At 42.5% G+C, this 26,975-nt stretch carries 26 protein-coding genes; 14 read left to right on the top strand and 12 right to left on the bottom strand.

All coding sequences use genetic code 11. From position 1 onward, the window contains the following. From E7747_RS09000 to E7747_RS08960, 9 genes are all read right to left on the bottom strand, one after another. Complete coding sequence (locus E7747_RS09000) at positions 1-231, bottom strand: hypothetical protein (protein WP_123398915.1); 231 nt, start codon at positions 229-231, stop codon at positions 1-3. Next, on the bottom strand, positions 218-886 hold the full coding sequence (locus E7747_RS08995; RefSeq protein ID WP_123398914.1) for a P-loop NTPase family protein: 669 nt from the start codon (positions 884-886) through the stop codon (positions 218-220). The genes E7747_RS09000 and E7747_RS08995 overlap by 14 nt, the downstream gene beginning before the upstream one ends. After that, the gene (locus E7747_RS08990; protein WP_123398913.1) at positions 831-1,643 is read right to left on the bottom strand and encodes a hypothetical protein; all 813 of its coding nucleotides are present in this window, start codon (positions 1,641-1,643) and stop codon (positions 831-833) included. Before E7747_RS08990 ends, E7747_RS08995 begins: the two co-directional genes overlap by 56 nt. Further along, positions 1,640-1,882 carry a hypothetical protein gene (locus tag E7747_RS08985; protein ID WP_136415544.1) on the bottom strand — a complete coding sequence of 81 codons (243 nt, stop codon included), beginning with the start codon at positions 1,880-1,882 and terminating at the stop codon, positions 1,640-1,642. The genes E7747_RS08990 and E7747_RS08985 overlap by 4 nt, the downstream gene beginning before the upstream one ends. 314 nt (positions 1,883-2,196) lie before the next feature. After that, positions 2,197-2,514 carry a helix-turn-helix domain-containing protein gene (locus E7747_RS08980; RefSeq protein WP_123398911.1) on the bottom strand — a complete coding sequence of 106 codons (318 nt, stop codon included), beginning with the start codon at positions 2,512-2,514 and terminating at the stop codon, positions 2,197-2,199. 139 nt (positions 2,515-2,653) lie between these two features. Then, positions 2,654-3,400: a hypothetical protein gene (locus tag E7747_RS08975; RefSeq protein ID WP_136415542.1), complete on the bottom strand. Its 747-nt coding sequence runs from the start codon at positions 3,398-3,400 to the stop codon at positions 2,654-2,656. Then, complete coding sequence (locus tag E7747_RS08970) at positions 3,397-3,906, bottom strand: PIN domain-containing protein (protein WP_123398908.1); 510 nt, start codon at positions 3,904-3,906, stop codon at positions 3,397-3,399. Before E7747_RS08970 ends, E7747_RS08975 begins: the two co-directional genes overlap by 4 nt. Positions 3,907-3,910: 4 nt before the next feature. Further along, the gene (locus tag E7747_RS08965; protein WP_136415540.1) at positions 3,911-4,969 is read right to left on the bottom strand and encodes a helix-turn-helix domain-containing protein; all 1,059 of its coding nucleotides are present in this window, start codon (positions 4,967-4,969) and stop codon (positions 3,911-3,913) included. A gap of 108 nt (positions 4,970-5,077) precedes the next feature. After that, positions 5,078-6,448, bottom strand: coding sequence for a site-specific integrase (locus E7747_RS08960; RefSeq protein WP_136415538.1), 1,371 nt, complete (start codon positions 6,446-6,448; stop codon positions 5,078-5,080). A 480-nt stretch (positions 6,449-6,928) separates the two neighbouring features. Here E7747_RS08960 and E7747_RS08955 point away from each other — a divergent pair, with 480 nt between their 5' ends. The 13 genes from E7747_RS08955 to E7747_RS08900 all read left to right on the top strand — a co-directional run bounded on the left by E7747_RS08955 (position 6,929) and on the right by E7747_RS08900 (position 22,505). Continuing rightward, positions 6,929-7,588: a hypothetical protein gene (locus E7747_RS08955; protein WP_136415536.1), complete on the top strand. Its 660-nt coding sequence runs from the start codon at positions 6,929-6,931 to the stop codon at positions 7,586-7,588. A 1,373-nt stretch (positions 7,589-8,961) separates the two neighbouring features. Continuing rightward, entirely contained in the window at positions 8,962-9,273 is a 312-nt protein-coding gene (locus E7747_RS08950) for a helix-turn-helix transcriptional regulator (RefSeq protein WP_136415534.1), read from the top strand. Continuing rightward, a complete protein-coding gene (locus E7747_RS08945; RefSeq protein WP_136415532.1) occupies positions 9,270-10,304 on the top strand; it encodes an AAA family ATPase in 1,035 nt (344 codons plus the stop codon). The genes E7747_RS08950 and E7747_RS08945 overlap by 4 nt, the downstream gene beginning before the upstream one ends. 73 nt (positions 10,305-10,377) lie before the next feature. Further along, positions 10,378-10,992, top strand: a complete 615-nt coding sequence (locus E7747_RS08940; RefSeq protein ID WP_228449120.1) for a CHC2 zinc finger domain-containing protein — start codon at positions 10,378-10,380, stop codon at positions 10,990-10,992. Continuing rightward, entirely contained in the window at positions 10,956-11,249 is a 294-nt protein-coding gene (locus tag E7747_RS16995) for a toprim domain-containing protein (protein WP_228449119.1), read from the top strand. Before E7747_RS08940 ends, E7747_RS16995 begins: the two co-directional genes overlap by 37 nt. Before the next feature lie 38 nt (positions 11,250-11,287). Further along, positions 11,288-11,656 carry a DUF3408 domain-containing protein gene (locus E7747_RS08935; RefSeq protein ID WP_228449118.1) on the top strand — a complete coding sequence of 123 codons (369 nt, stop codon included), beginning with the start codon at positions 11,288-11,290 and terminating at the stop codon, positions 11,654-11,656. A 191-nt stretch (positions 11,657-11,847) separates the two neighbouring features. Beyond that, complete coding sequence (locus tag E7747_RS08930; RefSeq protein WP_136415528.1) at positions 11,848-12,243, top strand: plasmid mobilization protein; 396 nt, start codon at positions 11,848-11,850, stop codon at positions 12,241-12,243. Then, complete coding sequence (locus tag E7747_RS08925; RefSeq protein WP_136415526.1) at positions 12,240-13,436, top strand: relaxase/mobilization nuclease domain-containing protein; 1,197 nt, start codon at positions 12,240-12,242, stop codon at positions 13,434-13,436. The genes E7747_RS08930 and E7747_RS08925 overlap by 4 nt, the downstream gene beginning before the upstream one ends. Positions 13,437-13,599: 163 nt before the next feature. Beyond that, positions 13,600-13,905 (top strand): helix-turn-helix domain-containing protein, encoded by a 306-nt coding sequence (locus tag E7747_RS08920; RefSeq protein ID WP_136415524.1) that lies wholly within the window; start codon positions 13,600-13,602, stop codon positions 13,903-13,905. Then, positions 13,880-16,876 carry an Eco57I restriction-modification methylase domain-containing protein gene (locus E7747_RS08915; protein WP_168185298.1) on the top strand — a complete coding sequence of 999 codons (2,997 nt, stop codon included), beginning with the start codon at positions 13,880-13,882 and terminating at the stop codon, positions 16,874-16,876. The genes E7747_RS08920 and E7747_RS08915 overlap by 26 nt, the downstream gene beginning before the upstream one ends. After that, on the top strand, positions 16,863-18,476 hold the full coding sequence (locus E7747_RS08910; protein WP_136415522.1) for a class I SAM-dependent methyltransferase: 1,614 nt from the start codon (positions 16,863-16,865) through the stop codon (positions 18,474-18,476). The genes E7747_RS08915 and E7747_RS08910 overlap by 14 nt, the downstream gene beginning before the upstream one ends. Continuing rightward, positions 18,473-20,677, top strand: a complete 2,205-nt coding sequence (locus E7747_RS08905; protein ID WP_136415520.1) for an ATP-dependent endonuclease — start codon at positions 18,473-18,475, stop codon at positions 20,675-20,677. The genes E7747_RS08910 and E7747_RS08905 overlap by 4 nt, the downstream gene beginning before the upstream one ends. After that, positions 20,667-22,505, top strand: a complete 1,839-nt coding sequence (locus E7747_RS08900) for a UvrD-helicase domain-containing protein (RefSeq protein ID WP_136415518.1) — start codon at positions 20,667-20,669, stop codon at positions 22,503-22,505. The genes E7747_RS08905 and E7747_RS08900 overlap by 11 nt, the downstream gene beginning before the upstream one ends. Positions 22,506-22,582: 77 nt before the next feature. Here the strand turns inward: E7747_RS08900 and E7747_RS08895 are convergent, their stop codons facing one another. Next, a complete protein-coding gene (locus tag E7747_RS08895; protein ID WP_228449117.1) occupies positions 22,583-23,938 on the bottom strand; it encodes a site-specific integrase in 1,356 nt (451 codons plus the stop codon). Positions 23,939-24,333: 395 nt separating this feature from the next. Here E7747_RS08895 and E7747_RS08890 point away from each other — a divergent pair, with 395 nt between their 5' ends. Continuing rightward, on the top strand, positions 24,334-24,639 hold the full coding sequence (locus E7747_RS08890) for a hypothetical protein (protein ID WP_123614249.1): 306 nt from the start codon (positions 24,334-24,336) through the stop codon (positions 24,637-24,639). Between the two features lie 11 nt (positions 24,640-24,650). Here E7747_RS08890 and fic read toward each other — a convergent pair whose 3' ends face one another. Both fic and E7747_RS08880 read right to left on the bottom strand, forming a co-directional pair. Next, entirely contained in the window at positions 24,651-25,523 is an 873-nt protein-coding gene (gene fic, locus E7747_RS08885; protein ID WP_136415516.1) for a protein adenylyltransferase Fic, read from the bottom strand. Continuing rightward, entirely contained in the window at positions 25,516-26,964 is a 1,449-nt protein-coding gene (locus E7747_RS08880) for a hypothetical protein (RefSeq protein ID WP_136415514.1), read from the bottom strand. The genes fic and E7747_RS08880 overlap by 8 nt, the downstream gene beginning before the upstream one ends. Positions 26,965-26,975: the final 11 nt, after the last annotated feature.

Here is a 26,975-nt window from a genome sequence, read left to right as displayed (position 1 = left end):
TTATAGCCCCTTGCGACCGCGCAGGGCTATAATCTCTATGATGTCGTTTCCGTTCAGCCGTGTCATGCCATTCACGAGCGTAGGTTTGGGGAACTGCTCGTCGTGGTCGAAGCAATAGTAGAAATATGAGCGACTTACGCCAAGTATTCTTGCTGCCTCTGATACGGTATATAGCCGTTTGCGGTCAATCGTTGAGATATTGACCTTCTTTTCTGTCCTACGTCTTGCCATCGTCTTCGGATGTATAGGTTTTTCGGAACGTCTTGCCTCTAATCTCCACGAAATTGAACATTTCCTTGCATCTGTCGTAGATACGAGGTGAATAAACCTTTGACAGTTGCTTAAGCGACAGATTTGTAGTGGCATGGGTAAACTGGTTGTCACGCAGATCGTATCGCCGCTGAAGAACATACTGCATGACATTCTCAAAGTTGCCCCACCGTCCGGTAGGCGTTGTCTCGCTGCCAAGCTCATCAAACGCTTGGCGGGAACTGGTTATGTAGGTTTGTATGGCATAATAGCCGCCGTCGCGTGATTCATCGGAAAACTCCGCACAGATGTCGATAACGTTTGTCATACGAAACCAATACCTCATACCATCTTTAGGCGGACGTATGTCATGGCAGAATTGCCGGATTATGCGCAGAAGCGTTGATTTACCGGTGCCGATGTCGCCCCAAAGCAACAGTCCCCGGTCCGGGTCAAGTTTACCATCGTAATCTTTCAAAGCCCAATGAACGATGTCGTTCAAAATATTGCGTTGGTCGTCGCGGACGATATAGCCGGGGCAAATGGCTTTCGCACAACGCAAGAAATACTGCTTGTAGGCATCAATCTTCGATAAGTCCGCAATCGGGTGTAATCGGTCCTCGGCGGCGGCCTGCATTTGGATTATAGCCTCTTTCGGGTTGATTTTTTGTGGGTATCTCATTCTTAGTCGTTTTTAATCTCAGCCGGGCCCAGTTGAGAAAATGTTTTTTGAAAGCCGAAAACGTGGAGTGCCAGTCTTCGGTTGAAATTGTCGCGTTGCTGAAATCATCAGCCAACGGTATCAGATCCGCCACTTCACAGTGCAGGCTCTTTGCCATTTCCGTCAAAGCGGTATCTGATTTTTTCAGTTTTTCTAAAAATTCTTCTTCATGTGCGCGTTTACTCTCAATAAAAAGTTCTTTTATATTTTTTCTTTTATCTAAATATGCCAGCGTCCGGTCTTGCGTCTGATTGGCTGTTTCCTCCTGTGTTTCGATTGTCATTCCGATCGGTTCTTCATCGGACATATTGTCCTGCGGAAGCATCTGCGGCTCAATGCCTGAATTGTGGCAGGTCGTGTTTGTTCCATCATTTGCCATATTGAAGCAATACTTTTCAAAACCACATACAGATATAACTGTGATCAATCCGCTCTTTCTACGGGTAATCAAACCATCTTCCTCCAATGCTTCAAGGAAAGATACGACGGCTCTTTCATCGGCGTGCCACCGAGTACCCAGATACGCTATTGTCACAGGCCATTCTCCATAAGTCACCCGTATGCGGATATTCGTGTCACCCACATACCTCATGCCCGGAGTTTTGGCGGCGCGGAATCTTATTTCGAGCCACCATTGATAACGCTGTGCATTATCCCAGAGCCAGTGCGTCATATCGTCTTCATAGACGGGCATCCATCTTGGCATAACTTATAGGTTTTGGAGAAGAAGCGAATAAGCTCGCTCCCACGGAAACGAGGATAAGGCGAATCTTCACTAATTTCATATTCCAGCTTTTCAGGACCACTGACATAGCTGAATAATTCGATGTCTGCAAGGGCAAACATTGTTGCCACTTCCTGCCGGGTGTAGAGTCTTGACGGATCAACGGCGGGTAAAGATTTTGCTTTCATAAGCAAGTGTTTTATGCCTTCCATAGTACAATGGCAAGCGTGTTAATACTACTTGCCCCACTGTTCATGGGTTGACGCGTCCCTTTACGATGAAGCCATGTGATGGCATCTTGACAATTCATCGTATCAGATTCACCCTCCGTTGAAAGATGCGGTTTATAATCCGTGCTTACGGAAGATGCGACATTGCGTGCATTTAGGCAATATGCTATCATCGACAGTCAGGTTATAAAGGAATGTAAGACCATCCCAGGGTGGAGCCTTGATTATTTTGTAATGTGCCACACCTTGCTAAAGTTTTACGGGTTGATTTCTCACGGTTTACCGAAATTTTGATTCAGCACGTCCTTTATATCCGACATTTTGTATAGTGGAGTTTTCCCTATCTTCACCGGCACAAGATAACCGTCTTTCTCCCATCGGAGAAGTGTGCTGTATGAACGGTTGAAAATCTTGCAGGCTTCCTCTCGCGTCACCGTAGCCAACTCTTCATCGTAGGCTCTTTTTTCGTCCTCAGACTCTCGAATCATCTGGAGAAATTCTCGGAATGCCACTTTCATATCAGAGGCATCGACCACAAGATATATTCCCTTGGGTCCATCAAGTATGGAATTGATAATTTCTGCTGCCATATCCTTTGATTTTAGAATTATGGCACAAAAATAGAGCCCTGTACGTACAGGACTCCTTTAACTTTTATATCCTCTGCTTAAATTTAAGGGATTAAAGTTTAAGCGATAGGACGGTATGATATGTTTTGAATATGAACGGCTATTGTTTCAGTAACTTAGCTTCCATTTCTCTTCCCCACTCGTCAATATAGAAATGCTCGTCGGGACTTGCGATTATATTTATTACTGCGGCATTGGTACAGGTCATTCCAAGTTCTCTTACAAGTGACTTTCCCTGCGGTTTTTTGAGCAACAGACGATGTTTTATAGCTATATTGAGAATCATGGCTATTTTCACACCTTCGGCAGATATGGGTGCAGCCAATTCCTTCAGCCTGCGGTATATCTCATCATTTGTAAGATGCGGATAATTTTTGTTCTCAATAATGTCGTATCTTATACTGCGATAGTGCTCTCCGACTTGTTCGTATGGGCTATTGTAACCTTTTGGATCTTTATTGTCACAGGCTGGTATCGTTATATTTTCATTCGTCTTTATAACTCCGGGGAACAGGTTTTCTATCGGAGGTATCCAGAGGAAAACTATCCTGTCATAAATCCTTTTCGATACTGCGGCATTGTCAGAATGAACATCGTTATTCTCAGCATACCACGCAAGATATGATGATAGACTACGGTATAACTGGCCTACAAAATAATCACTTCCTTTATCCTTTACCTCGGTTCTGATGGCTTTTTCATATTCAAGCTGATTGTCAGCCAAATATTCTGACAGACCGTTCAATCCGTCAGCCGAGGCTGTGCAGACCGTATTTCGGATAAGACAAAGGTCCGAAATCATCTTGCCGATGGAGTGCTGTATATCTACTATATCCATGATATTCATGTGTCGTTACCCCAACGGTCAATCCGTCTTTGAATCTCGGACTTCGGCAGGCGCACGTTGATTGAGTATAATTCTTTCAATTTTCCTGCGGCCACCTCCGGAGAAATGACCGAATGTGCCACAAGTTCATCGAATATAAAAAGGATGCCGTGAACAGTGAGATTATGGGACTCGGCATATCTGCGTAGCTGGCGGTCGCCGGTAAGCAGAGTAATATTATGTTTACGGGCATAATAGCATACCGAGCAGTCCGGTATGGAAAGGTTGCCGGACACGGCGGCGTGTTCATTTACAATCTCAATAAGTTCCTCAGCTGTAAAGCTCTCGACCGTAATCTTCCCTTCTTTGACAAGACGCCCCATATCTTCTTGCTGTCGATTATCGACAATTTCTGCCATCACAAAATCCACCGTGCGTATTTCGTAAGGCAAATCGCAAAGTTGACTTAGCAATCCTATCGAGTGAAGATCGATGAAGATATTTGTATCGTTGACAATTATCTCCATCTTCTCACACTAATTGAAGCTGAGACTTGACGCTCTCGACAGAGGTGTTCAGTAGCACAGCGGCTTTAGAAAAAGAGATGACTTCATCGGCCAACGCACGATAAACCATGCGTGCGAACCGTCCTGACCGCTCGCTTACTACACGTGAGGTCTCGACAAGTTTCTTGAAATCAGGAAGTCTGTTCTTCTTAGTCTGAAAACCGGAATAACGCTTGTCGGAAATCACATTATTTGAGCGCAAGGCTATCATAATATCGTCGATAGATATGCCGAACTGACGCTGTATGTCAGTCAGTTCTGATAAAGATATGTCATGCCTCGAATCTCCCAACTTCGATTTAAGCACACTGACAGGAAGTAACAATTCACTCGCGAAAGCGTTGCAGATATGCTCAACTTCCTTCGACGATACATCTTCAGGAATATCAAGAAGCAGATGCCCTAACTCATGCAAGGCGGTGAAGCGTTTGCGCTCAGTAGGGAAGTTGCCGTTAACCACAATAAGAGGAATAGAGCCGTTGGCATAACCGCTCAATCCGTCAAAGTCGGTATCCTCTGCAATCTCAATTACCTTTACGCCATTATCCTCCAGAACTTCTATTGCGTTGGTTATGCCGTCATATCCCAAGCCAAGATGCTTGCGTACTTCATTGGCATGAAGTACCGCTTCATCAGTGTTGGATACACGCTTGCGCGGCATTGAAAATTCAGTAGAACAACCGCAAAGCTGTTCCACCTCCAGATAACGCTCCAGTTCCTCCCGCACCTTCTCCCTCACAGCCATCGCCATGCGTTCAGGGAATTTTGGTTTCTTACGAAATTCCACACGGTCAACCTCCACGGTGAACGGACGGAAAAAGTAATCAATCTTGACACCAAGAGCCGCCGCAAGTGCTATCAGCACACGACTGTCCGGCATCATCAATCCTTTCTCATACTTATTTATGGCCTGCCGGGTTATGGCTGGAGTGACACAGTGAGAAAGTTTCTCCAACGAAAAACCTTTCATCATACGGGCCTGTCTAAGACGGCGCGAAAATATGTCGTTAGTCTGCTTGTTCATGTTGATATATCCTTTGGTTGACAAAGTTAATAAAAATATTTGATTTGTCAACTATGAATAGAGGGGAAATGTTCAGCCATAGCTGATTATCTCCCCTCAAAATCCGGATTATTCGATAAATCCTATCATTTCCTTCTTCAAGTCGTCATCAATCTCGCGGTATCTTGCAAATGCCCGGCTGCCTTCCTTGTGTCCGCTCAACGCTCCCACAAGATTCGGATCTTTCACTTTCTTGTAAAGGTTGCCGACAAATGTACGGCGGGCAAGGTGGCTGCTGGCTATCTCATCAATAGGCCGTTGCTCTTCTTCTCCGGTCGTGGGATTGAGGACTGTGACTATGCGTGTTATGCCACAAGTCTTGAATATCTTTTTGATAGCCACGTTGTATTTCTGCGAACTGATGAATGGCAGAATCTTTCCGTCTTTCTCCACATCCTTGTATTTTTCAAGTATGTCCTTTGCCCTCTGAGTCAGCGGAACGCGTATAACGTCTGAGCGATCAGCCTTGGTTTTGCTTGCTATATACTCCACATAGCCATTGATGATATTGGCCGGGGTGAGACGCATGAGGTCGGATATACGGCAACCGATACAGCAGTGGAAGATGAATATATCGCGCTGCACTTCAAGCGGCTTATTGGCTGACAGGTCATAATCCGCGATTATATCACGCTCCTTGATTGTGATATAGATAGGCGTGCCGTATCTTTCAGTGGTTTTGCCGTGGTATCTTGCAAATGGGCTGTTCTTTGTAAGCCCTTCTTCATTAGCCCATTTGAAGAATGTACGCAGGCAGGCGAATATGCCTATAATGGTATTGTCGCCTTTTTCAAAAGGACGGCGTGATTTGCGAGCTTTGCGTGTCTCAGCCGGGAACTCCTCAAAGATTTTGGGGTATTTGTCGAAAATGGCAGGCTCATTACGAAGAAACTCCTCATATTCCTCAAGCACTTCGGTAGTGAACATTTCAAAATCAAGTTTATACGGGAGACGTCTTTTGATCTTGCGATACAGTTCAAAGCGATGGAGACTACGGCTCAGTACGCCATAACGTCGATGTCGCCATTCAGAAAGTCCACGCTTATCCGGAAATTCCTCGACAAGCTCGACGAATTTCTTTTGCAGCTTCGCTTCCACTTCTTTAGGCTTACGCTCTTTCTTAGGATTATGGAAGCGATAAATTTCTTTCTCGAAGAAGTCCTTTGTAAGTTCTGCCAACGTATGCGCCTCGCATAGGTCGTAGATATAATCTTCAAGGTCTCTGATTTTGCGCTCAGTGTCCTTTATTTCGGATATTTCCTTTTGATTGGCACGAGGCTTTGATATTGCACCGGTCTTAGGATTGAAACGACTCGGCTCAATATATATTCCGGTCTTTAGACGGAGCTTGATGTCTTTCGACAGGCTAAGCCGAAACATTATTTCCGACCTGCCGTTACCCTCTACTTTGGAGGAGATATAACGCTTGATACTTGCCATAGGAGGACAAAAATTTTAATGGGTGGAGGACGGAAAATCAGCCATTTTTAGACGAGTTAGTCGGAATTAATAGTTGATTGTCCTTTTTACAAAGTTAGCAATTAATCTATTACGCTCCAAATTTTTTGTCCTCCTTTTGTCCTCCTATTTGAAATTTAGCGATTTTTCTTGGAAACGAATGACACCTATTTTTGCAACGATGGATTTTTAATAGTCTATATATCAACATATTGTTAATTTTTCCAAAACTCGAACCTGCTTGCATAACAGTGCATACCCTTTCATTTGGTTGCTTCTGTTCTGGGCACTACAATAAATCGCAAGTGATTGAGAATCAATCACTTGCGATTTTTAATTTCACTCCGTGTCAACGCAGTGTCAACCAACCTCCGCGCAACCCCCGATTTCAACTGAAATAAATCGGGTCAGTGCAACTTAAACAAACCAAAATTAAATTCTTTAACTTTTATTAGTACAGTAATGGCACTTATTGATGAACAATATATCTTTGGAATAAAAATCAATGGTTGTTCTCAACTGATTACTAAACTTCCCATATCCCAGGATCAATCAAATTACGACTATATCTGCAATGTTGCTCTTGCAAGTCAATGGAATGGGAATGGAAAATTTAGGGTTTCTATTCTCAATAAAGACTTAGTCGAGGGATTACCTATTGGAACTTGGACATTGCTTGAAGCACAAATTACCTATGATTGGGGAGGTTCGTCAGCTTCGTTTAGAATGCAAGATGGAGATGGTGATATCACTGATAGAATAGTCGCAAGTTCAGGGAAAGGGAGCGCAAGCGGCTTTAGTGTTGAGTCTTTGGCACGCTCAATATTCTCAAAAGCCAAAGAAGTCGTAGAGCGCTTCCCTTCGGCAAAAGTTGTAAACGCTTTTCAAAATGTTGAAAAGTCAAAACCAGTTATAGCCTCCATCTTGAGATATCGCGAAACAGATGAAACAAAGTACATCATAGATAGATTCGCAAATAGTACAATAAAACCGCTAAATGACTATCTCATAGAATTCCGGAAATTTGAATCTCTCTTAAAAGGGGGTGATGATATAAAAAGCAAACGGTTGTTGACTCTTGCAACGGATGAATGCCTTGGTATAATTAAATTATTCGTTTAAGAAATATTGAATCTGCAAAAGCCTCGTGAATTTGAAGATATTCTATTCCCAGTGGTGAATAAACAGCAGCTAAAATATCGCATTTGATTGTTCATTAACAAATTCACACACATGCCCCGGCTGCTGCGTCGATGTGACGTGGCGGTCGGGGCTTTTGTTGTTCAAGTTTGTATTAAAGTTGTTTCATGTTGATTACTCGGCGAAATTGCGTGAGCAAATCTGCCGGAACTGGTGTTGGACTGATGGATGGTCGCTGAGACGGTGGTCTCGCCAAAGCTGATTATTCCGACTGAGAGTTCGAATTCAGGATGAATCAACCAACACCCGATTACACCCGATGGTTCAGACATGAAAAATTTGTTGGGGCATCTTGGGGAAAGATTGGGGCATGTTGGGGATGTGTCTGATTTGCTGAAAACTATCTGTAAATTGCCAATGTTGCAATATCAGACGCAGGTCAACCAGATGCGTGACACCTGATACTGACTGCCTCTGAATACTGTTTTGGTGCAGTCTGATGATGGTGGTGTTGCCAAAGACGCTATCGTTGGGATTCAGAGGTGGGATGCTGATAACGGAGTTGTACCCGTTATCATGGTCAAAAAGGGTGTCTCAACGAAAAAAATTATCGGACATTTGAATTTTAACATTTGCTCGTTTTGAGATTCTATCGTATCTGATAATCTGGTCTAATCTTGTCGCAAGGCCTGACCCAACAGCGGACAAAAGCCGGACAACAGCAGACAACTACCAATATATCAATTATTTGCGTGAACAAAATGCAAATTTGGTAGTTATAATGATAGACTGGCAGACAATCCGCTGATGAGATTATTCTCATTGAAAATCGCCAGAAATAAAAAAGTTGGGCAATGTTGAGCAAAATCTCGGAAATATCGGGAAACCGGTATCAAGAGGCGAAACAATCTCACATGGCGGTACATTTGTCGAGTAAGTGCAGGGAGAAACGGATTCACAATCCGGCACCTCTGCGACCAACCAATGGTCAGAATGATGACGGTATCCGGAGACCGAAGGCAGATGACCGACTTTTCATGACCCGCGCAGGGTTAAGCGCCAGCCTTCTTCCTTTGGCAAAGAAGAAGCCGTAAATTTTGTTCCCAGTAATGCTTGAGGCTTTGGGAGAGCCAGAGAGCCCACGGAATGTATATCGTTTTAATGGCCACTTCCCACTTCCATATTTGATATTGTCATGTCATTTGCCTTGACCCAAGTGAGTCGAGAACGCTATCGCCATGCCTGTTTTCAAATTGGAAAGACCACGAATCCACGTCAATCGTGACGAAAGGTATGGGATGACCTAAATCCGCCATCGCTCCATGCCTTCCATCATCCGGCGGAACAAAACTTGTATGAATAACATTATTGAACTCGTCAAGAGTGGGGTTACCGGTCTTACCCTCAACATAAAAATCGAAGACCTTGTGGAGTTTGCCGACCATTTTATCAGCGAGGCGAAGGAGGCACTGCTCTCGCCGATGGTGAAACAGTCGCAGGAAAAACTTCTGCCCAAAGCGGAAGTGCTGGAAAAATTCAACATCTGTCCCACCACCCTGTGGAACTGGGAGAGAAAGAAATACATCGTGCCTGTGAAGATAGGCCGCAAGGTCTATTACCGCCAGGCGGATGTGGAATGTCTCATCATTGAGCGCGGCAAACGATGATGGATGCCAACGAATTGGATGTACTGTGGCATACTTCGCAAATCAGAGTGACGGACGAGATTGCCGTGGCACCGGAGGTTCTCTTTTGCAACGGCTCCGTTATCGGCACCCTCGGAAACTTCTCGGCATCGACTGGGAAAGCGAAGAGCAAGAAGACTTTCAATGTCAGTGCCATCGTAGCGGCTGCGCTGATAAACGGGGAGGTGTTGCGATATGTAGCCGAATTTCCCGACAACAAGCGGACTGTCCTCTACTTCGACACCGAGCAGAGTCCCTATCATTGTCAGAAGGTGATTCGCCGGGCATTGCAACTTGCCGGTCTGCCGCTCGACCGTCATCCCGACAATCTTATTTTTGCCCAGCTTAGGGCACAGGTGCCTGACATAAGACTGGAGATTATCGACCGGGCGATTGCCACAACACCGAATGTCGGACTGGTAATCATAGACGGTGTACGCGACCTGATGTTTGACATCAACAACGCCACCGAATCGTCAAGGCTCATCAATAAGCTGATGGAGTGGACGGACAAGTATCAGATACACATCCACACTGTCCTGCACCTTAACAAGAGCGATGACAACGTGCGCGGTCATGTCGGCACGGAGCTGAACAACAAGGCCGAGACCGTATTGCAGGTTTCCAAAAGCACGACAGATGATGAAGTGACCGAGGTGTCGGCATCATGTATCCGGTCAATGGACTTCGCGCCATTCGCTTTCAGGGTCAACGACTACGGTCTGCCGGAGATTGTCGAGAACCACACCTTCGGAAAAGCCTCCAAGCAGCAGGTGTTCTCCTACAACGAGCTGTCGCCCGACCAGCACCGTGAGGCTCTTGAACTCGCCTTCGCCGACGGAGCCATCAAAGGGTGTCAGAACTGCGAGGATAAAATCAAGGCGGCATACGCATCTTGCGGCTATCCGTATGGCGACGGCAAGGTCACCAAACTGAAGACCTTCCTGATGAACAAGCGGATGATCGTCAAAGAGAACGGAGCCTATCAGTTCAACCGCGACTTCTACTACTAATCGAGTTTAGTTCGGTACGGTGTGTATATATGTGCGCTGAACCTGAACTGCTACCCCTAACATTTTTACCACCATGTTTAAAGAGATAAAAACTATCCCTTTAGCCACTTTCATGTCCCGACTCGGGCATGAGCCGGTCAGACGGAGTGGGGACAAACTCTGGTATAAGTCACCGCTAAGACAGGAGCATACGCCATCGTTCAAGGTGGAGACTACGCTCAACTGCTGGTATGACTTCGGTATCGGTAAAGGAGGCAATATCGTAGACCTTGCAGCCGAGATATATCAGTCAACCGATATGCGCTATCTCATTCATTGCATCGCCGACAGTTGCCCTATGCCATCGATGCAGACAGTCGCTCCCCTTTTGCTCCACGACACTCTGCCCCGAGTTTTGAGGACATTCGAGTTGTGCCGTTGGAGAGTCACGCACTTGTCGCTTACCTACAAGAGCGTGGCATTCCAACGAAGATTTCAAAGGCTCATTGCCAACAGATTCATTACTGTTGTCGAGGCAAACAATATTATTCTGTTGCCTTTGCCAACGAGTCAGATGGCTATGAGGTACGCAACCGATATTTCAAAGGTTGCATATCGCCGAAAGACATCTCCATACGGCGCATACGCGATGGCCCGTCAGCGGAATGTGCAGTGTTTGAAGGATTTATTGACTATCTGTCGGCACTGAAACTCGGAATCATCGGAACGGATGCAATCATTCTCAATTCGGTCAGTAATGTCAACAAGGCAATCCCCCATCTGCGTGATTACAAAGCTATCCATTGCTATCTTGACAACGATGTTGCAGGTAAAATAGCATTGGGTCAGTTGACAAAACGATTCGGTACAAAAGTGATTGACCGCTCCACACTCTACTCAGGTTTCAATGACCTGAATGAGTATCTGACAACAAGTTTTACAAACAATCAAAATTTACAATTATGAGTAATAAAAAGAATTTTACAGAAACTCAGTCGTCCGAAATGACTGAAAACATCTTCAATAACAGTGTCGAAGTCATCAGTGACACCGCTGTCAACAATGCGGACACCGAAACCACCGAGGACGACACAACAGTTGCACCACTGTCGGCAATCGAGCCGAAACAACAGCGCATCGGCATCAGACAGCGCAAATTGGAGTACGAGGAATACAAGTCAGCTTACCTCGCTCCGAAGATACTTGAACAGCGCAAGCAGACAAGCATCAGCAAGGAACTATACAACCGCATCGCGTTGATGGTTCGTCGACTCGGAGGCATCGACACCACCATCTCCGGCTTCATCGACTCGGTGCTTCTTCGCCACATGGACGACTACGCCGCCGACCACGAAATCTGGCGCAAACTCTGATTGCTTGATTGCAACTGTCTAAACATGATTAATCACGACCATTAAAAGCGGGCTTAGTTTCGCGCAGCTCGAAACTATCGTCAGTGTTCGGTTGGGGTTGGAGCGAGTTTATGTTTTCGTATTACATGTAATCCGAAAACGACTCGCCCAACCGCTCCCGATGGTCACAGACTTCTAAACACACTGCTATTATGAGAAGATACAATTCCCGACCTTCCAAAGGTCGACCCAAACTACCCGCCGAGGAACGAAAGTCAATCGTTGTTCCGGTGAAATACGACCTCGACAAATATGAGATAATGATGAACAAGGCAATTGTTGCTGGATTGAACCGTTCGGAATATATCCGTCAGGCATCAATCCATTGTACGGTGACGGAGCGTCTAAAACCCAAAGACGTAAAGGCGATAAGAGATCTTCAGGGCATAGCCGAGAATCTCAATCGCATCGCCAAATTCTGTTCATCTATTCTAAACAGAGGTTCAACAAATGAGAACCTTGTCCAACTTTTTCGGGACATATACGAATGCCGGGACTTTATTTTGTCGCTTATCAAAACCTATCGTAATACTCCCGACAGCATATGATGGGCAAGATAAGCAACGGCGGAAGTGCCGGAGGTTGCATTGATTATGTCACCCGAAAGAAGAAGGACAAACCGGATGGTTCGCCCTGTGATGAATGGAAAATCATCGACTCTAAAGATGTATTTCTGTCAGGTGGGCGAGCGGAAATCACCGCCTCTTTACAGGATAACATATCTATGAACCCGAATGTCAAAGACCCGGTCGGACACATTTCTCTCAACTTTCACGCCTTGGATAAGGACAAGGTGACAGAGGAAATGATGGTTGAAATCGCTGGAAAATATATGGAGAGAATGGACATAAAAGACACTCCTTATATATTGGTCAGGCATTTCGACAAGGATTATCCGCACTGCCACTTGGTGTATAGCCGAATTAATAATTTCGGGGAGACTATCTCCGACAGTAATGACTATAGTCGCAATAAAGACGCTTGTCGTTCCTTGACTGAGGAGTATGGACTGCATATTTCCGACGGTAAGCAGCATACGAATGTGGACCAACTTCGTGGTGTCGAGAAAATCAGATATGAGATTTTCAATGCAGTAAATGACGCATGGAAAGATCGTAGCATCTGCGATTTTGACAAATTCAAGGCTAAACTCAAAGCGTCAGGTGTCGGTATAGAGTACAAATACAGGCGTGGCACCAATGAGGTGCAAGGCCTGTGGTACACCCGAAAAGGGAAACGGTTTTCTGCATCGAAGATTGACCGGCGTTTCAGTTACAGTAATATTCGAAAGCATCTTTCAGAGAATCGCCCATTGCATCCCGACTCAAAATGGATGTATGCCGACGGCTCCATTGTCCCGATAACCAATTTCCGAGGAGTGAAATTTTCTAGACAGCAGATTAATGACTACGTTACAGGCAAAGCAATCCGCGTCGATGGATGTAAGGGAGAATACTCTACCGTCTATTTGAAATTCGTACCGGAAGTCAAAGTACCCAAAGTATTTTCATCAAATCCAGACGAGCCTAAGCAGACTTCAACTTCTTCCTTTGCCCCATCTCTTAGCCATACTCAGCAACCGTCCGCTCCCGAAGGTGGATGCTGTTCAGTATCCGGAGGCGATACTGAGACATTCTCTGAGTTCAAGGCGAGACATCCGGAGCTTACGCCTAAGCAAGCCCTTGATGCATGGCGAGCCAAACGCCGAGGCAAGCACCTCAACGGCGGCTTCCACATGTGACAACAATCCCCATTCAATGCCATCGACAGCCAACGCAGTTGCCGATGGCACTTTCTTATACCTTCCATCAGCTTCTACTTGACAGAAAATGTTGAGGAAATTTGGTTGCATCAAAAATAATCATTAATTTTGTCATAAATTGACAAATCAAAATTTGACAACAATGTATTTCGCACAGAAATTAAAGTCGTTGAGAGAAGAGAATCACTATCTACAAAGACAGATAGCGGCACTGCTCGACATAGATACACCTATGTATAGCCGCATTGAGCGAGGAGAAAGATTTGCAAAAGAAGAACATATACCCATATTGGCTAAATACTATGATATAGATGAAAACGAGTTACGACAATTATGGTTAGCTGACAAAGTGTACGATGTAATTGCTGGTGAGTCATCAGCAAATGATGTTTTATCTATTGTTTCAGAAAGTATAGCTGAATATGGAAAAGAAAATAAAAGTTGCTGATCTGGTATCAAGATTTCGACAAGATTTTGACTATTACAAATCAGAACGATATAACGAAACCTTATTACGGAGCGATTTCCTCGACCCTCTGTTTGAATTGTTGGGTTGGGATATTAAAAACGTTCAGGGTAAGAGCACTAATGAGAGGGAGGTTCTTTTGGAAGAACCCTTAAAAGCTAATGCCCATACTAATACTAAGAAACCAGATTACACTTTTAGACTGTTTTCAGAAAGAAAATTCTTTTTGGAAGCCAAGAAACCGCATGTCAAAATTGAGGTGGAAGATGGTCCAGCCAGACAAGTGCGCAGATATGGTTATACTGCAGGACTTAATATTTCTGTGCTTTCTAATTTTGAGTATTTGTACATCTACGATACAACCATACCTGTAAATGGTGACGATAGTAGAAAAAAGTGTCTCATCAAGAGCTATCATTATACTGAATATGCGGAAAAATTTGATGAGATTTCTTCCTTGCTGAGTCAGGACAGTGTATATAATGGTGATTTTGATAAGAACTGGGCGCATATTGAACGCAATATCGATTACAAGCCAATAGATAAGTTATTTCTTGAGCAGATAAATAATTGGAGACTTGCGTTAGCGAATGAAATACATCGAGAGAGTCCAGAGATGCCGCTCGACCAATTATCGGACATCGTGCAAAGCTATATTAATAAACTCCTATTTCTACGTGTATGTGAGGATCGCAACATTGAGACTTATCAAGAATTACTGTATATTGCAGAAAAAGGAGATGCTACTGAATTAGTATCTTTATTCCATAAGGCCGACCTAAAGTATAATTCCGGTCTCTTTGATGAGTTTCTGGCACCACAATTAATCGGCAATATATCTTCGACTTTCTGGGATATTGTAAGGCAGTTGTATTATCCTGAAACTCCATATTCTTTTGCCGTTTTGTCATCAGATATTCTTGGTCGGATTTATGAAATATTCCTCTCTAAACGGATTGCAGATGTCGATGGTTCGTTGGCGCTAGTTGATAAGCCGGAAAATGTCGATAGAGACGTTGTTACCACACCGACATATATAATCCAAGAGATACTTAGGCGTGCCGTACTCCCTAGAGCTGTAGGTAAAAATCTGGGCCAACTATGCGAGATGAAATTTGCTGATATCGCATGCGGTTCTGGTGCATTTTTACTGGAACTATTCCAATTATTGTGTGACGTTACATTGGATTACTATATTCATAATAATCCGGAAGAACTCTGCCGCACTGGTATAGACGGTTTTCGTTTGCCCTACTCTATGAAGGTTAAAATACTTACTAACTGTATTTTTGGAGTAGATAAAGATTACAATGCGACAGAAGCGACTAAGTTTGGGCTATTGCTTAAGGTGCTGGAGGATGAGAATGTAAACTCTTTATCCGGTCATAAGCCGATATTGCCAAGTTTATCTCAAAATATATTTTTCGGGAACAGCCTTTTGGGGCCTGATGATGTAAAAAACACAAACCTCAGAGAGTCTATTAACACGTACGATTTCGGAGAATTGAAATTTGATGTCGTTATTGGGAATCCTCCATATATGTCATCGGAGGATATGAAGAATCTTACTCCATTAGAGCATCCATTATATCCGTCAAAATACAATTCGGCCTATAAACAGTATGACAAGTACTTCCTGTTTATAGAACGTGGGCTTCAACTCTTAAAAGATGATGGAGCTCTTGGGTATATCATACCTAGCAAATTCATGAAAGTAGGTGCAGCTCTTAAACTGAGAGACTTAATTGCCATAAATCATCATCTCGCAGAACTCATCTCCTTTGGTGCAAACCAAGTATTCAATGGCAAAACCACATATACGTGTCTGCTGATTTTAACCAAGGAAAACAATCCCAACTTCAAGTATGAAGAAGTTCGTGATCTTTCTCTTTGGAGAACCAGACTTGACGTTAATGACATAACTGAACGCTCATCAGATTATATCAGTTCTGATACATGGGCATTATTACCAATGGAATTCGACCAACTTTTTGAAAAGATTCAAAGAGATGGCTATACCTTGTCAGATGCAGTTGGAAGCGATAATATCTTTAACGGTATTCAGACAAGTGCTAATAAGACCTATATTTTTCAGCCTATCGCCGAGACTGCAACCACTTATTCATTTTTGAGAGGTAACTCCACATGGGAAATAGAAAAGAGTCTTACCAAGCCTTATTTTAAGACTGTCAAGGATGGTCTGAGCTCCTATAATTCATTCAGACCGAATGCTCGTGTAATTTTCCCCTATATTAAAGACGGCAATGGGAAGTTGCAGATAGTATCACTGGAGGAATTGGCTGAAAAATATCCTTTAGGATATTCCTACATAATGGCTTTTAAGCACGAACTGGACAGAAAGACTCGTGACATTAAGCCCACCCCGGACAATGACAATGAATGGCATAGATACGGAAGGCATCAGAGTCTTGAAGCATGCGAACTGCCATGCAAACTAATTGTAGGAGTGCTCTCTCAAGGAGAAAAGTATGCCGTAGATATTTATGGCACTTTGGTTTCATCTGGAGGGACCGCAGGATATTGTATTATCAGTTTGCCGGAGAACTCTCCATACTCAATTTATTACCTCCAAGCACTACTCACATCAAGACCTCTTGAATGGGTCTCATCTTTGTATGGTGAGATATTTCGGGGTGGTTTCATTGCAAGAGGTACTAAAGTCCTCAAGCAATTACCTTTTAGGTCAATTGATTTTACCAATCCGGTTGATAAACAATTGCATGATGACATATCTGCTCTACAACAAGAACTTATCTCAATTGGGGATAGAATTGTCAATGCCGGGAACAACAACCGAATCCTTACACCCTTGAAAAGAAATTTCTCCATTAAGAAGAATGAAATGGAGGTTCTTATTCAAAAGCTCTTCTGTCTGACAGAGGAAGAATATTATCAAATACCCAAAATATCAGAGATATATGCAACTATTTGAAAATGCAACCGAGCAGAAATTGAGAGGGGGATATTATACACCTCCGCAGATAGCCGCATTCCTGTTACAATGGGGAATGTCAGGCTTGACGCATCCTGATATTTTGGAACCCAGTTGTGGAGATGGTGTATTCTTTGAGCAGATGCAAAATCTCAATATGGATTTTACATCATTTCTTGGCATAGAATTAGATGAGGAAGAGGCTAATAAGGCATTGGCGATTGATCTTCCTGACGCAGAGATTCAAAATCGTGATTTTCATGAATTTTGCTTGACGACAAATCAACGTTTTGATCTTGTGGTTGGGAATCCTCCGTTTATTCGTTACCAATATTATGACCAATCGCTGCAATCTTTAGCTGCTGATATTTTTAAGAAGGCTAAATTGAAGTACTCAAAATTGACAAATGCTTGGGTAACCTTCATAGTAGGTAGCTCTTTATTGTTGAAGGAGCGAGGAAAAATTGCTTTTGTTGTGCCAGCAGATATACTACAAGTATCCTATGCCAAGCAACTTAGAAATCATCTTATCAAGACCTTTAACCAAGTGAATATCATTTCATTTGAGCAGCTTGTATTTGATGACATTCAACAAGAAGTGGTTTTGCTGCTTTGTGAAAAAGATGGAAGTGGAAGACATAATATTGACCATGTTGATGTCAAGGATATTTCAGCTTTACAATTCCTGCTTAATGGAGGACTGCATTTCAACAAAAAAACAGTCAATAAGGATTCCGATAAGTGGTCATATTATTTTCTATCAGAAGAGGAAATCTCTTTCATTGAGAATTTGTCATCAAATGCGGAACACCATATTGGAGACTATGCTTCTGTAGAAGTCGGCATTACGACAGGTGCCAATCAGTATTTTACAGTACCGAAATCGATTGTTGATTTCTATGGATTAGATGATTTTGCAAAACCCATGGTCGGAAGAAGCGTGCAAGTGTCAAGTCTTGATTTCACAACGCACGACTGGCAGAAAAATGTGAATAAAGGTAGTCGTGCACACTTACTTGTGTTTAGATCAAAAGAGGAAATTGCTAATCATGACGGCGCAAAAGAATATATAGCCTCCGGCGAGGCAGATGGGATTAATAAAGGATACAAGACCAGCATCCGCGATGACTGGTTTGTAATCCCTTCGGTTAAACTCTCAGACGCTCTGTTCCTACGAAGAAATCATCTATTCCCTCGTCTTGTATTAAACAGTGCTCAAGCTTATACCACAGATACAATGCATCGTGTATTCTTTAAGCTAGGCACTAATCACAAGGCATTTGTAGCGAGCTACTATAATTCACTCTCTTTTGCTCATGCCGAAATAGTAGGCAGGAACTTTGGAGGTGGCGTATTGGAACTGATGCCCAGCGAGGTAGAGTCCATATATCTACCTTATAATGAAGACAATGATATGATTTTTGATGAGATAGATGCAATGCTTCGTAAAGGAGAATCTATTGACAAAATTCTTGATTTTACAGACCAAAAAATACTCATTGAGAAATACGGTTATTCGTCAGAAGAAGTTAAATTAGGGCGTACCATCTGGGAAAAATTGTCTTCCAGAAGACTAAAGAAAGGGAGAACTAACATATGAGAATACAATCAGTTCATATCCGGAATTTCCGTAAATTAAAGAATTGCCATATAGACTTTGGAGAAAGAGAGACGGTATTTGTTGGTGCTAATAACAGTGGAAAAACTTCTGCCATTAGTGCTATTGTTTGGTTCCTTAAAAATACTGAAAAATTCACACTTAAGGAATTTACAGCCACTAATTGGGCATTAATTGATGCAATAGGCGAAAAGTGGTTGGAAAATGACACTGTTGATGAGGCATTATTAGACTCTCATAAATGGGATGACATTGTGCCATCAATGGATGTTTGGATACAAGTGAACGATGGAGAACAGTATCGTGTAAACCACCTGATACCTTCACTTAGCACATGGGACGGTAAAGTAGTAGGAGTACGTGGACAATATGTACCCAAGGATGTTACAACGTTATACACCGATTACAAAAAAGCCAAGATAAAAGCTAATTTTTTAGAGTCGACTGAGGAGTACGCGAAAGCGTACTCTCCGGAATTATATCCAAGAAATTTATGTGATTTCTTAGGGAAAGGGGCAAATCTTAGAAAATACTTTGATGTTAAATATTATATCATAGACTATGCCCTTGATCCAGATGATGAAGAAAGAGTTCAGAGTACTCCCGATGATGAACTTGGATTCAATCCATTAGATAAGCTAATCAGAGTTGATACGATTCTAGCATCACGCGATTTTTCTGATCCAGAAGGACAAACTGACAATGATATTGATACGTTATCACGGCAGTTCCAACAATACTATAAAAGCAGATGTCTCGAAGAAGATGATTTAACTTCGGATGACCTGGTTCTTATTGGAGGTATAACAAAGGCCAATGAGACATATGACGAAAAACTAAGAAGGACTTTTAAGGATCCTGTTGGTGAATTGAAGAATATCAATTATCCTGGATTTCAAAATCCAATGATAAGAATAAGTAGCAAGATTCAGATAGAAGAAGCCATCAAGCATGATTCAGCAGTCCAATTTGCCATACACGGACTGGAAGGTCTTACACTTCCCGAAAAATATAATGGTCTAGGATATAGAAATCTTATCTCGATTTATCTAAAACTTATAGATTTTCGAGATCGATGGTTAAGAGAATTAAGCGAAGATGAGAAAATTGAGCCAATTCATGTGGTATTTGTAGAGGAACCTGAGGCGCATCTTCACGCTCAGGCTCAACAAGTATTTGTAAAAAAGGCTTTTGAAGCCCTATGCAACAATAAACTCATTGAGGATAATCCTTGGCTATGTACACAACTTGTATTAAGCACCCATTCAAATCATGTTGTAAACGAACTTGATTTAAACTGTATGCGTTATTTCAGACGAGTTATGGATGCTGACGATAAACTTCCTATTTCAAAAGTAGTTAATCTTTCAAGTACATTTGGGTCCGATAAGGAAACGCAACAATTTGTAACACGATATATTCGTCTGACTCATTACGATATATTCTTCTCTGATGCGACAATATTAGTTGAAGGTCCCGCTGAAAAAATACTTGTACCTGGATTCCTATCGAAAGTTGGAATGGACTCGCATTATATTTCAGTCATAGAGGTGAATGGGCGACATGCCCATAGGTTCCGAAAACTTATTGAACGACTTGGAATCGCGACTCTAATTGTGACTGATATAGATGCGACTGAAACAAAAATAGGAGTCGATGGGAAAGAGACCCATCCGGCTGTAATTACAGCTAAAGGGAGTGGATATAACACAGGAAATCCTTCAATATTAGATTGGCTTCCAGAAAAGGAGCAGATTGACGATTTGTTAGTGCTTGATGATAAAGAGAAATTGATCAATAATGTAAGGATTGCCTACCAAACTCCAGTGAAGGTCAAGTGGAATAAAGATGATGATACCGAAACAGAAATATGTCCTTATACGTTTGAGGACGCATTGATCTTTACGAACCTTGAATTATTCCGTACAGAAGGACTCAAAAAAATGGGAACAATTACTACCGTAGCAAATCTACTGAAGAATAGTAATTCCGCTAAAGAACTTCAAGAAAAAATATTTAAGAAGTTGGAAATTAAAGGAGGTTTCTCAAAAGCTGACTTTGCCATTTCTCTGCTATATAACGTCAAATTAATTGACAATCTAATCCCTCCAAAGTATATCCAGGAAGGACTTGATTGGATAAAGGCTTATTTGGATTCTAAAGAGAACAAAAATGGGAAATAGTATCGATACGCAAGTAGATGAAATGCTAGAGAAATGTATTTTTTCAACTCCTCGCAAAAGCTTCTTTCTTTTTGCTGGGGCTGGCTCTGGAAAGACGTTCTCTTTAGTTCTATTACTGAGAAAAATTCGCGATCGCATTGGAAAAGATTTGTTATTACAGGGCAAAAATGTAGCAGTCATTACATATACTAATGCCGCGACCGATGAAATAATAAATCGTTTGGATTACAGTTCGATTTTCCGCATCTCAACGATTCACAGTTTTGTTTGGGATGTTATCAAACATTATCAAACGGATATTAGATCTTTATATTGTCAACATCTCAGTGAAGAAATGACAACTTTAAGGAAGAAGTTAAATGACACGAAAAACAAGACGACTAAAACATATCTATCTAATAAAGAAAAACTTAATGACCTAAATGAACGATTCGAAAAAGCAAAGACCATTGAGCGTTTTATATATAATCCCAATGGAAGTAATCCAGAATATAATGCATTAAAACACGCAGAAGTTATTAAAATCTCTGCCCAGATGATTAAGGACATACCATTGTTACAAAGAATCATTGCCCAAAAATATCCGATTCTTCTGATTGACGAAAGCCAAGATACAAAAAAGGAACTAGTCGATGCTTTCTTTGAAATTCAAAAAAACTTCGCTAGTATTTTCACATTGGGTTTACTTGGTGATCAGAAGCAACGCATCTATACTGATGGCAAGGAAAATATCGAAAGCATAATTCCTGCCGGATGGGAAAAACCAATTAAAAGAATGAACTATCGCAGTGGTCGACGAATAATTCGTTTGGCCAACAGTATTGGCAAGGATATAGATATTCATGCTGAACAGAATCCACGAGAAGATGCTAATGATGGCTTTGTAAGGCTATTTATCGTCAAACAACGTGATGACCAAAACAAAGATGAGGTGGAGAAAAATATTAGACATATCATGTTCGAGCAAACAAATGATGAAAAATGGGTCGGAGAAGACACCGATGTCAAGTCTCTAACTCTGGAACATATGATGGCTGTTCGAAGATTAGGATTTGCTGAATTTTTTGCACCATTTAGCAAAGTCTCAAAATACCAGATGACCTTTCTTCAAGGTACTGTACCTGAATTAGAATTTTTTACTAAAGAAGTTCTTCCCATAGTAAAATCAATAAATGACGGGGGACGACAAGCCTTAGAAATATTGAAAGAATACTCACCACTATTGAGCAGACAGAATAAGGACAAGCCATACGAACTCTATTTAAGATGTAGAGATGCAGCTACACGCTTGACAGATTTTGTAAATGGAAATAAAACCATACGAGTAGTTACAGAAGAAATCATAAAATCTCAATTGTTAAAAGTGCCGGATGTTGTCAAGCAAGCGTATACACTGAAATTATCCGAGTTAGATGAAACCGTAGCAGAGGACATTCGCGCTTGGGTAGAAGTAATGGATTTGCCAATTTCTATGATACATAAATATGATGATTATGTAAATCAGAAGTCACAATTCGATACACACCAAGGCGTTAAAGGTCTTGAATTTGATCGTGTAATGGTTATTATTGATGATTCTGAGGCAAAGGGTTTTCTATTTAGTTATGACAAACTTTTTGGAGTAAAAGGTTTATCAGATGCAGACAAAAGGAATTTAATGGAAGGTAAAGAAACTTCTATCGAACGTACTAAAAGATTGTTTTATGTCACATGTACTAGGGCAAAGAATGCACTAGCAGTCGTGATGTATACATATGTCCCTGAAAATGTGAAGAAAGAGGCTATTGATAAGGGATGGTTTGATGAAAACGAAATCATAAACATATAACATAAGGTTAGTTCAGTTCGGGCACTATATATGCCCGATGAACTAAACCGATGTATAGGGGCTGAGGAAAAGAAAAATCAGTCGAGGAGGTTGACAAGTTCTTTCTTCATGTCCTCATCAATGTCTCGGTAACGGGCGAAGGCTTTGCTGCCTTCCTTGTGGCCGCTGAGTGAGCCGACGAGATTAGGGTCTTTGACTTTCTTGTAGAGGTTCCCGATGAAGGTGCGTCGTGCCAAGTGGCTGCTGGCTATTTCATTCAGCGGACGTTTCTCTTCTGCCCCGGTTGTAGGATTGAGAACGGTGACTATGCGATTGACTCCGCAGGTCGTGAATATCTTTTTGATGGCCACGTTATACTTCTGCGAACTGATGAAGGGAAACAGTTTGCCGTTCAAGTCATCGCGTCCGGCATACTTGGCAACGAGGGCTTGGGCTCTTGCATTTAGAGGCACTCTGACAACCTGCGGACGTTCGCCCTTTGTCTTCTGAGGCATATACTCGATGGCTCCATTGATGATACTTGCCGGAGTCATTGCCATGAGGTCAGACACGCGGCATCCGATGAGGCACTGAAAGATGAAAATATCGCGTTGTGCCTCTAATGACGGATTCGCAGAAAGGTCGTAGTCTGCAATCCTGTCGCGTTCTTCAAGAGTAATGTAATAGGGGGTGCCATACACTTCGGTTGTCTTGCCGTTGTATTTTGCAAACGGGTCATTGGTTGTCAACTCTTGGTCTCGGCACCAGCGATAGAAAGCCCGCATCAGACCAAACAAACCGATGATGGTATTGTCGCCTTTGGGTTGGGGCTTCGGTTTCTTTCTCGTTGTATGTGTGTCTGCCGGAACAGCCTTATATATTTCCGGATACTTCTCGTGGATTTCATGCTCTGAGCGCAGGAACTTCTCGAAACTGTTGACATCATCGACTGTAAAATCATCAAGTTTGATTTTATAGCGGCCGCGACCGTTTGCGCGGACATACAGCTCATATCGCATTAATGCGCGTTTCAGGACTCGCAGATGCTTGATGCGCCATTCCGAAATATTTTTCTTTTCGATGTAATCCTCAAATATGTCGAAGAAATTTGGATTACGCGGTTGCCGTTTCTGCTTTTCCGGTTTTGGATGCAGAAACAAATCATACTGAGCAACAACGAAATCCTTTGTCAGCGTGTCTGACGGCGTTTTCTCGCAGAGATTGATAAGAAATCGTTCAATGTCGATAAGCCTGTCCTCTATCGCGCGAATCTCGGCACGTGCCGTCGGGTCTTTGGGTAAAGAGAATATCCCCTTGTCAAAGCGCGAGGGATCCATCCAAAGTCCAGTCTTCAGGCGGACTACAAGATTACGCGATACGGAAAGACGCAGCAGAAGCTCCGCCTTCCCCATAGGGTTGGTACCCTTCGTGATATTACGAGTGAGTGTTGCCATAGGAGAGTGATTATTATTTCCAACACAAAATTAGTCAATACGGTTGACATACACAATAACTTTCGTGTCAACGCCGTGTCAACCAAGATTGGATTTAACTAAATCAAGACAGATTTTCCGAATTATTCAAAATCATCCAAATTGCGCTAATATAGTTAAATACAGCATTATACGATAATATCAAGAATTTAACCAAATTCTATGTTAGTCCATTACAATCTAATATTCGTGCTCCTGTTCTGGGCACCATAAAAGCGACTTAACAAAGTGTAAATCACCAAGTTAAGTCGCTTCTTTTATTTTCTACAGGCAAATTACAGGCAAAATTCAAATATTCCGCGCAACTTTCCTTGCAATTTGCATAAGCAAATAACAAATATAACGTAATTAAATTTATGACACCTATCGATAACGATGAATTAAAGTGCCTTATCAAAGCCATTGGAATGAAGGCATATGTTGAGATACTCTTTCCTGCTTTAATCAAAGATAAGAATATCTCTGTTATGGAACTCTGTCAGAAATACCCGGAATTTAACAAATACACACCGGACGCTCAAAATACACGGAGATCCAAAGCAAGAAAGATTTTCGAAAATGGATGGGAGGTAGAAGCTCTTAAGACAATCTCTCTATCTACTCGAACTGATTCTTGCGTCAGAGCAAAAGCGAAGGATTTAGAATTGAAATATAAAAAGTAACGCTCGGTAATCTACTCTTCCTCGTAGTAATATGAGTAGTCGATGCCTTTCATAAACATTTCGCGGTCGTTGATTTTGTCGGTCAGCGCACCTTTCAGCAAGGCTTTGATATGGGTTGAGTCAATAACGCTTTCTCTCATCGCGGTCAGATATTCGTTCTTGTCAATCCGGCTCCAGTCTACGCACAGTTTCAGCGAGCGACGGAGCATCAGGTCGAGCCAGATGCGGGTGCTGCGTCCGTTCCCTTCCATAAATGGATGCACTACGTTCATCTCGACATACTTGTCGGCGATTTCGTCAAGCGTCGTTTCCGGCATACGTTCAATGGTCGGAATGATAGTCGGGAAATGGAGGCAGTTGGCAAACGTGAATCCACCCTTTGATATGTTCTTGGTTCTTATCTGTCCGGCAAACTCATAAAGACCACCAAAGAGGTAGGCATGTATCTGTTGCAGACATTTAATGCTACCCGGTTCAAGAGAGTTTAACAGCCCGCTTTCAAATAAAGTGTATGCCTTCTTTCGGCTCTGCCCGTCAATGGTGTTGTCACTATACGTAAACCAATCAAGAAACTTGCTCGCACGATTGTTGGGATAATGCTTGGCGAGAAGAATAATATCCTCAGCCGACAGCGCATCACTGTTATATTGCTTACCGTCAGCAGCGACAATTTTCAGTTTGTGAGTACCACTCACGAACTGAACACCATCTTGTTTGAGCTTACGCTTGAGCCAACGCCAATAGTTACCGGCCTTCGTATAGTCCGGCTCATCATTGATAGCACGTACAACGTCAGAAGCCGAAAACCACCAGCAGTTGTTCTCGTCATCCCAGACCGCCCTCACCTCGCGGTCATTGAAAAACCGTATCGACTTCTTACTCATTGTCCGTAACTAGTTTTATAGACCTCAATTCTTTAGCAAGAGATGGACGGAATCGATATTCCTGCAGTAAAAATTCGACAATCTCCTTTTGCGTTTTTGCATACCCAAGTTCTGACAACGATTCCAAATCTGCCCTAAAATATGAGTACTTCGATGAATTGACCTTTTTCTTTGGAGGAAAACGGTCGGCAGCGTATGCACGGACTGTACGGATTAGGATCGCCTGCATTTCTTCAAAATGAGTCTGACGCAATGCTCCGGCGTACTTTAACGGAGTCCGATAATCAGTCGAATCCTTTGCCGTTGATTCCGACACAAGGCGGAACAACCAGTCAAACTCACCTTCTTCAATGAGGAATGGGGCGATTTCATCAAGAACCTTATAACCGGTTACATTAGAGAGAAGATTATGATAGAATTCGTTCCATCGGTCTGCGTCAACGAGTTCTTTTAGTTGGCGATAATACTTCTCTTTATCGTTGTAGCTGTTATGGAAGAGTCGTTTCAGATTCTCTATGCGTTCTTCCAGGGTGCCATGTTCAACAAGAAGCTGCTGTTTCAGTTCAAGCCAGTTCGGAGTCCTGGGAGAATAAAAGTAAGAGCCGTTGTCTTTAATTGTCTGAGCCTTGTCAAGCAGAACGATTGCTTCCTGCCAGTTGCCGGCGGTAAGCAACTCATTATAATATTTCAGACATACATCAGGATATTCGATTTCATCCTCCATATATTTATGGGCTTCATCTTCAAGACCCATTGAACGGATGAAATCAATTTTACGGCATACCCAAGCTCCGGCCTCATCACCCAGATTTTCGTCAATCAACGCATCGTATATACCACATGTGACTTCATCTGCCTTTTGTCGTAGCGAAATAAGCTCAAGAATAAAATCGTATGGCGAATCAATATAGCTGTCTATCACATCCTTCTTTTTAGCCGCTTTAATGAGTTTTTTTAAAGAATCAAGAATTTCATGGTTGACATCTTCGCGAATAATCAGAAGTCCAGCAACATTTCCCAGCACATCCATTATATCCTGAATATAGCCTGAAAAATCATCGCCATACCAATCATCGCCATAAAAATCCTCGTCTCTTACCTGCATTCCGACCTCTTTGACGATGACATCACATAGGTCATACAGTTTCTCACTGGACAGTGAGTCTGCATTCTTGCTCCATGGCTTTATCAAGTCATTATAGACATTCCCCCAGTCTGTTGCCTCTCTGACATCATGGCGCGAGAAAAACTCTTTGGTCTCGCGGTCAATCGCCTGACTGAGCTTACGCCCAAAATCCACGTCCTCTACCGGAGGACACAGGCAATTCCGAACATAATCCCTAAAATCAGAATATTTGTCGACCCATCCTGAAACAATGTCGCGCAAATCATCTTCGTTTGCGTTGGCTATCAGTTGTGATATTTCTTTAGATGCATTCATTATTCTTGTGT

It is taken from the genome of Duncaniella dubosii, assembly GCF_004803915.1.
In the GTDB taxonomy this organism is placed as follows: Bacteria; Bacteroidota; Bacteroidia; order Bacteroidales; family Muribaculaceae; genus Duncaniella; species Duncaniella dubosii.
This window is presented reverse-complemented; position numbering and strand designations above follow the sequence as displayed.

Excerpts from the sequence above, each read along its gene's own strand:
- E7747_RS08995 (WP_123398914.1), bottom strand. The coding sequence starts at position 886 with ATGCAGGCCGCCGCCGAGGACCGATTACACCCGATTGCGGACTTATCG.
- E7747_RS08955 (WP_136415536.1), top strand. The coding sequence starts at position 6,929 with ATGGCACTTATTGATGAACAATATATCTTTGGAATAAAAATCAATGGT.
- E7747_RS08935 (WP_228449118.1), top strand. The coding sequence starts at position 11,288 with ATGACTGAAAACATCTTCAATAACAGTGTCGAAGTCATCAGTGACACC.
- E7747_RS08965 (WP_136415540.1), bottom strand. The coding sequence starts at position 4,969 with ATGAACAAGCAGACTAACGACATATTTTCGCGCCGTCTTAGACAGGCC.
- E7747_RS08950 (WP_136415534.1), top strand. The coding sequence starts at position 8,962 with ATGAATAACATTATTGAACTCGTCAAGAGTGGGGTTACCGGTCTTACC.
- E7747_RS08980 (WP_123398911.1), bottom strand. The coding sequence starts at position 2,514 with ATGGCAGCAGAAATTATCAATTCCATACTTGATGGACCCAAGGGAATA.
- E7747_RS08970 (WP_123398908.1), bottom strand. The coding sequence starts at position 3,906 with ATGGAGATAATTGTCAACGATACAAATATCTTCATCGATCTTCACTCG.
- E7747_RS08930 (WP_136415528.1), top strand. The coding sequence starts at position 11,848 with ATGAGAAGATACAATTCCCGACCTTCCAAAGGTCGACCCAAACTACCC.
- E7747_RS08905 (WP_136415520.1), top strand. The coding sequence starts at position 18,473 with ATGAGAATACAATCAGTTCATATCCGGAATTTCCGTAAATTAAAGAAT.
- E7747_RS08895 (WP_228449117.1), bottom strand. The coding sequence starts at position 23,938 with ATGGCAACACTCACTCGTAATATCACGAAGGGTACCAACCCTATGGGG.
- E7747_RS08925 (WP_136415526.1), top strand. The coding sequence starts at position 12,240 with ATGATGGGCAAGATAAGCAACGGCGGAAGTGCCGGAGGTTGCATTGAT.
- E7747_RS08910 (WP_136415522.1), top strand. The coding sequence starts at position 16,863 with ATGCAACTATTTGAAAATGCAACCGAGCAGAAATTGAGAGGGGGATAT.
- E7747_RS08975 (WP_136415542.1), bottom strand. The coding sequence starts at position 3,400 with ATGAATATCATGGATATAGTAGATATACAGCACTCCATCGGCAAGATG.
- E7747_RS08960 (WP_136415538.1), bottom strand. The coding sequence starts at position 6,448 with ATGGCAAGTATCAAGCGTTATATCTCCTCCAAAGTAGAGGGTAACGGC.
- E7747_RS08880 (WP_136415514.1), bottom strand. The coding sequence starts at position 26,964 with ATGAATGCATCTAAAGAAATATCACAACTGATAGCCAACGCAAACGAA.
- E7747_RS09000 (WP_123398915.1), bottom strand. The coding sequence starts at position 231 with ATGGCAAGACGTAGGACAGAAAAGAAGGTCAATATCTCAACGATTGAC.
- E7747_RS08940 (WP_228449120.1), top strand. The coding sequence starts at position 10,378 with ATGTTTAAAGAGATAAAAACTATCCCTTTAGCCACTTTCATGTCCCGA.
- fic (WP_136415516.1), bottom strand. The coding sequence starts at position 25,523 with ATGAGTAAGAAGTCGATACGGTTTTTCAATGACCGCGAGGTGAGGGCG.
- E7747_RS08900 (WP_136415518.1), top strand. The coding sequence starts at position 20,667 with ATGGGAAATAGTATCGATACGCAAGTAGATGAAATGCTAGAGAAATGT.
- E7747_RS08915 (WP_168185298.1), top strand. The coding sequence starts at position 13,880 with ATGGAAAAGAAAATAAAAGTTGCTGATCTGGTATCAAGATTTCGACAA.
- E7747_RS08990 (WP_123398913.1), bottom strand. The coding sequence starts at position 1,643 with ATGACGCACTGGCTCTGGGATAATGCACAGCGTTATCAATGGTGGCTC.
- E7747_RS08985 (WP_136415544.1), bottom strand. The coding sequence starts at position 1,882 with ATGAAAGCAAAATCTTTACCCGCCGTTGATCCGTCAAGACTCTACACC.
- E7747_RS08890 (WP_123614249.1), top strand. The coding sequence starts at position 24,334 with ATGACACCTATCGATAACGATGAATTAAAGTGCCTTATCAAAGCCATT.
- E7747_RS08945 (WP_136415532.1), top strand. The coding sequence starts at position 9,270 with ATGATGGATGCCAACGAATTGGATGTACTGTGGCATACTTCGCAAATC.
- E7747_RS08920 (WP_136415524.1), top strand. The coding sequence starts at position 13,600 with ATGTATTTCGCACAGAAATTAAAGTCGTTGAGAGAAGAGAATCACTAT.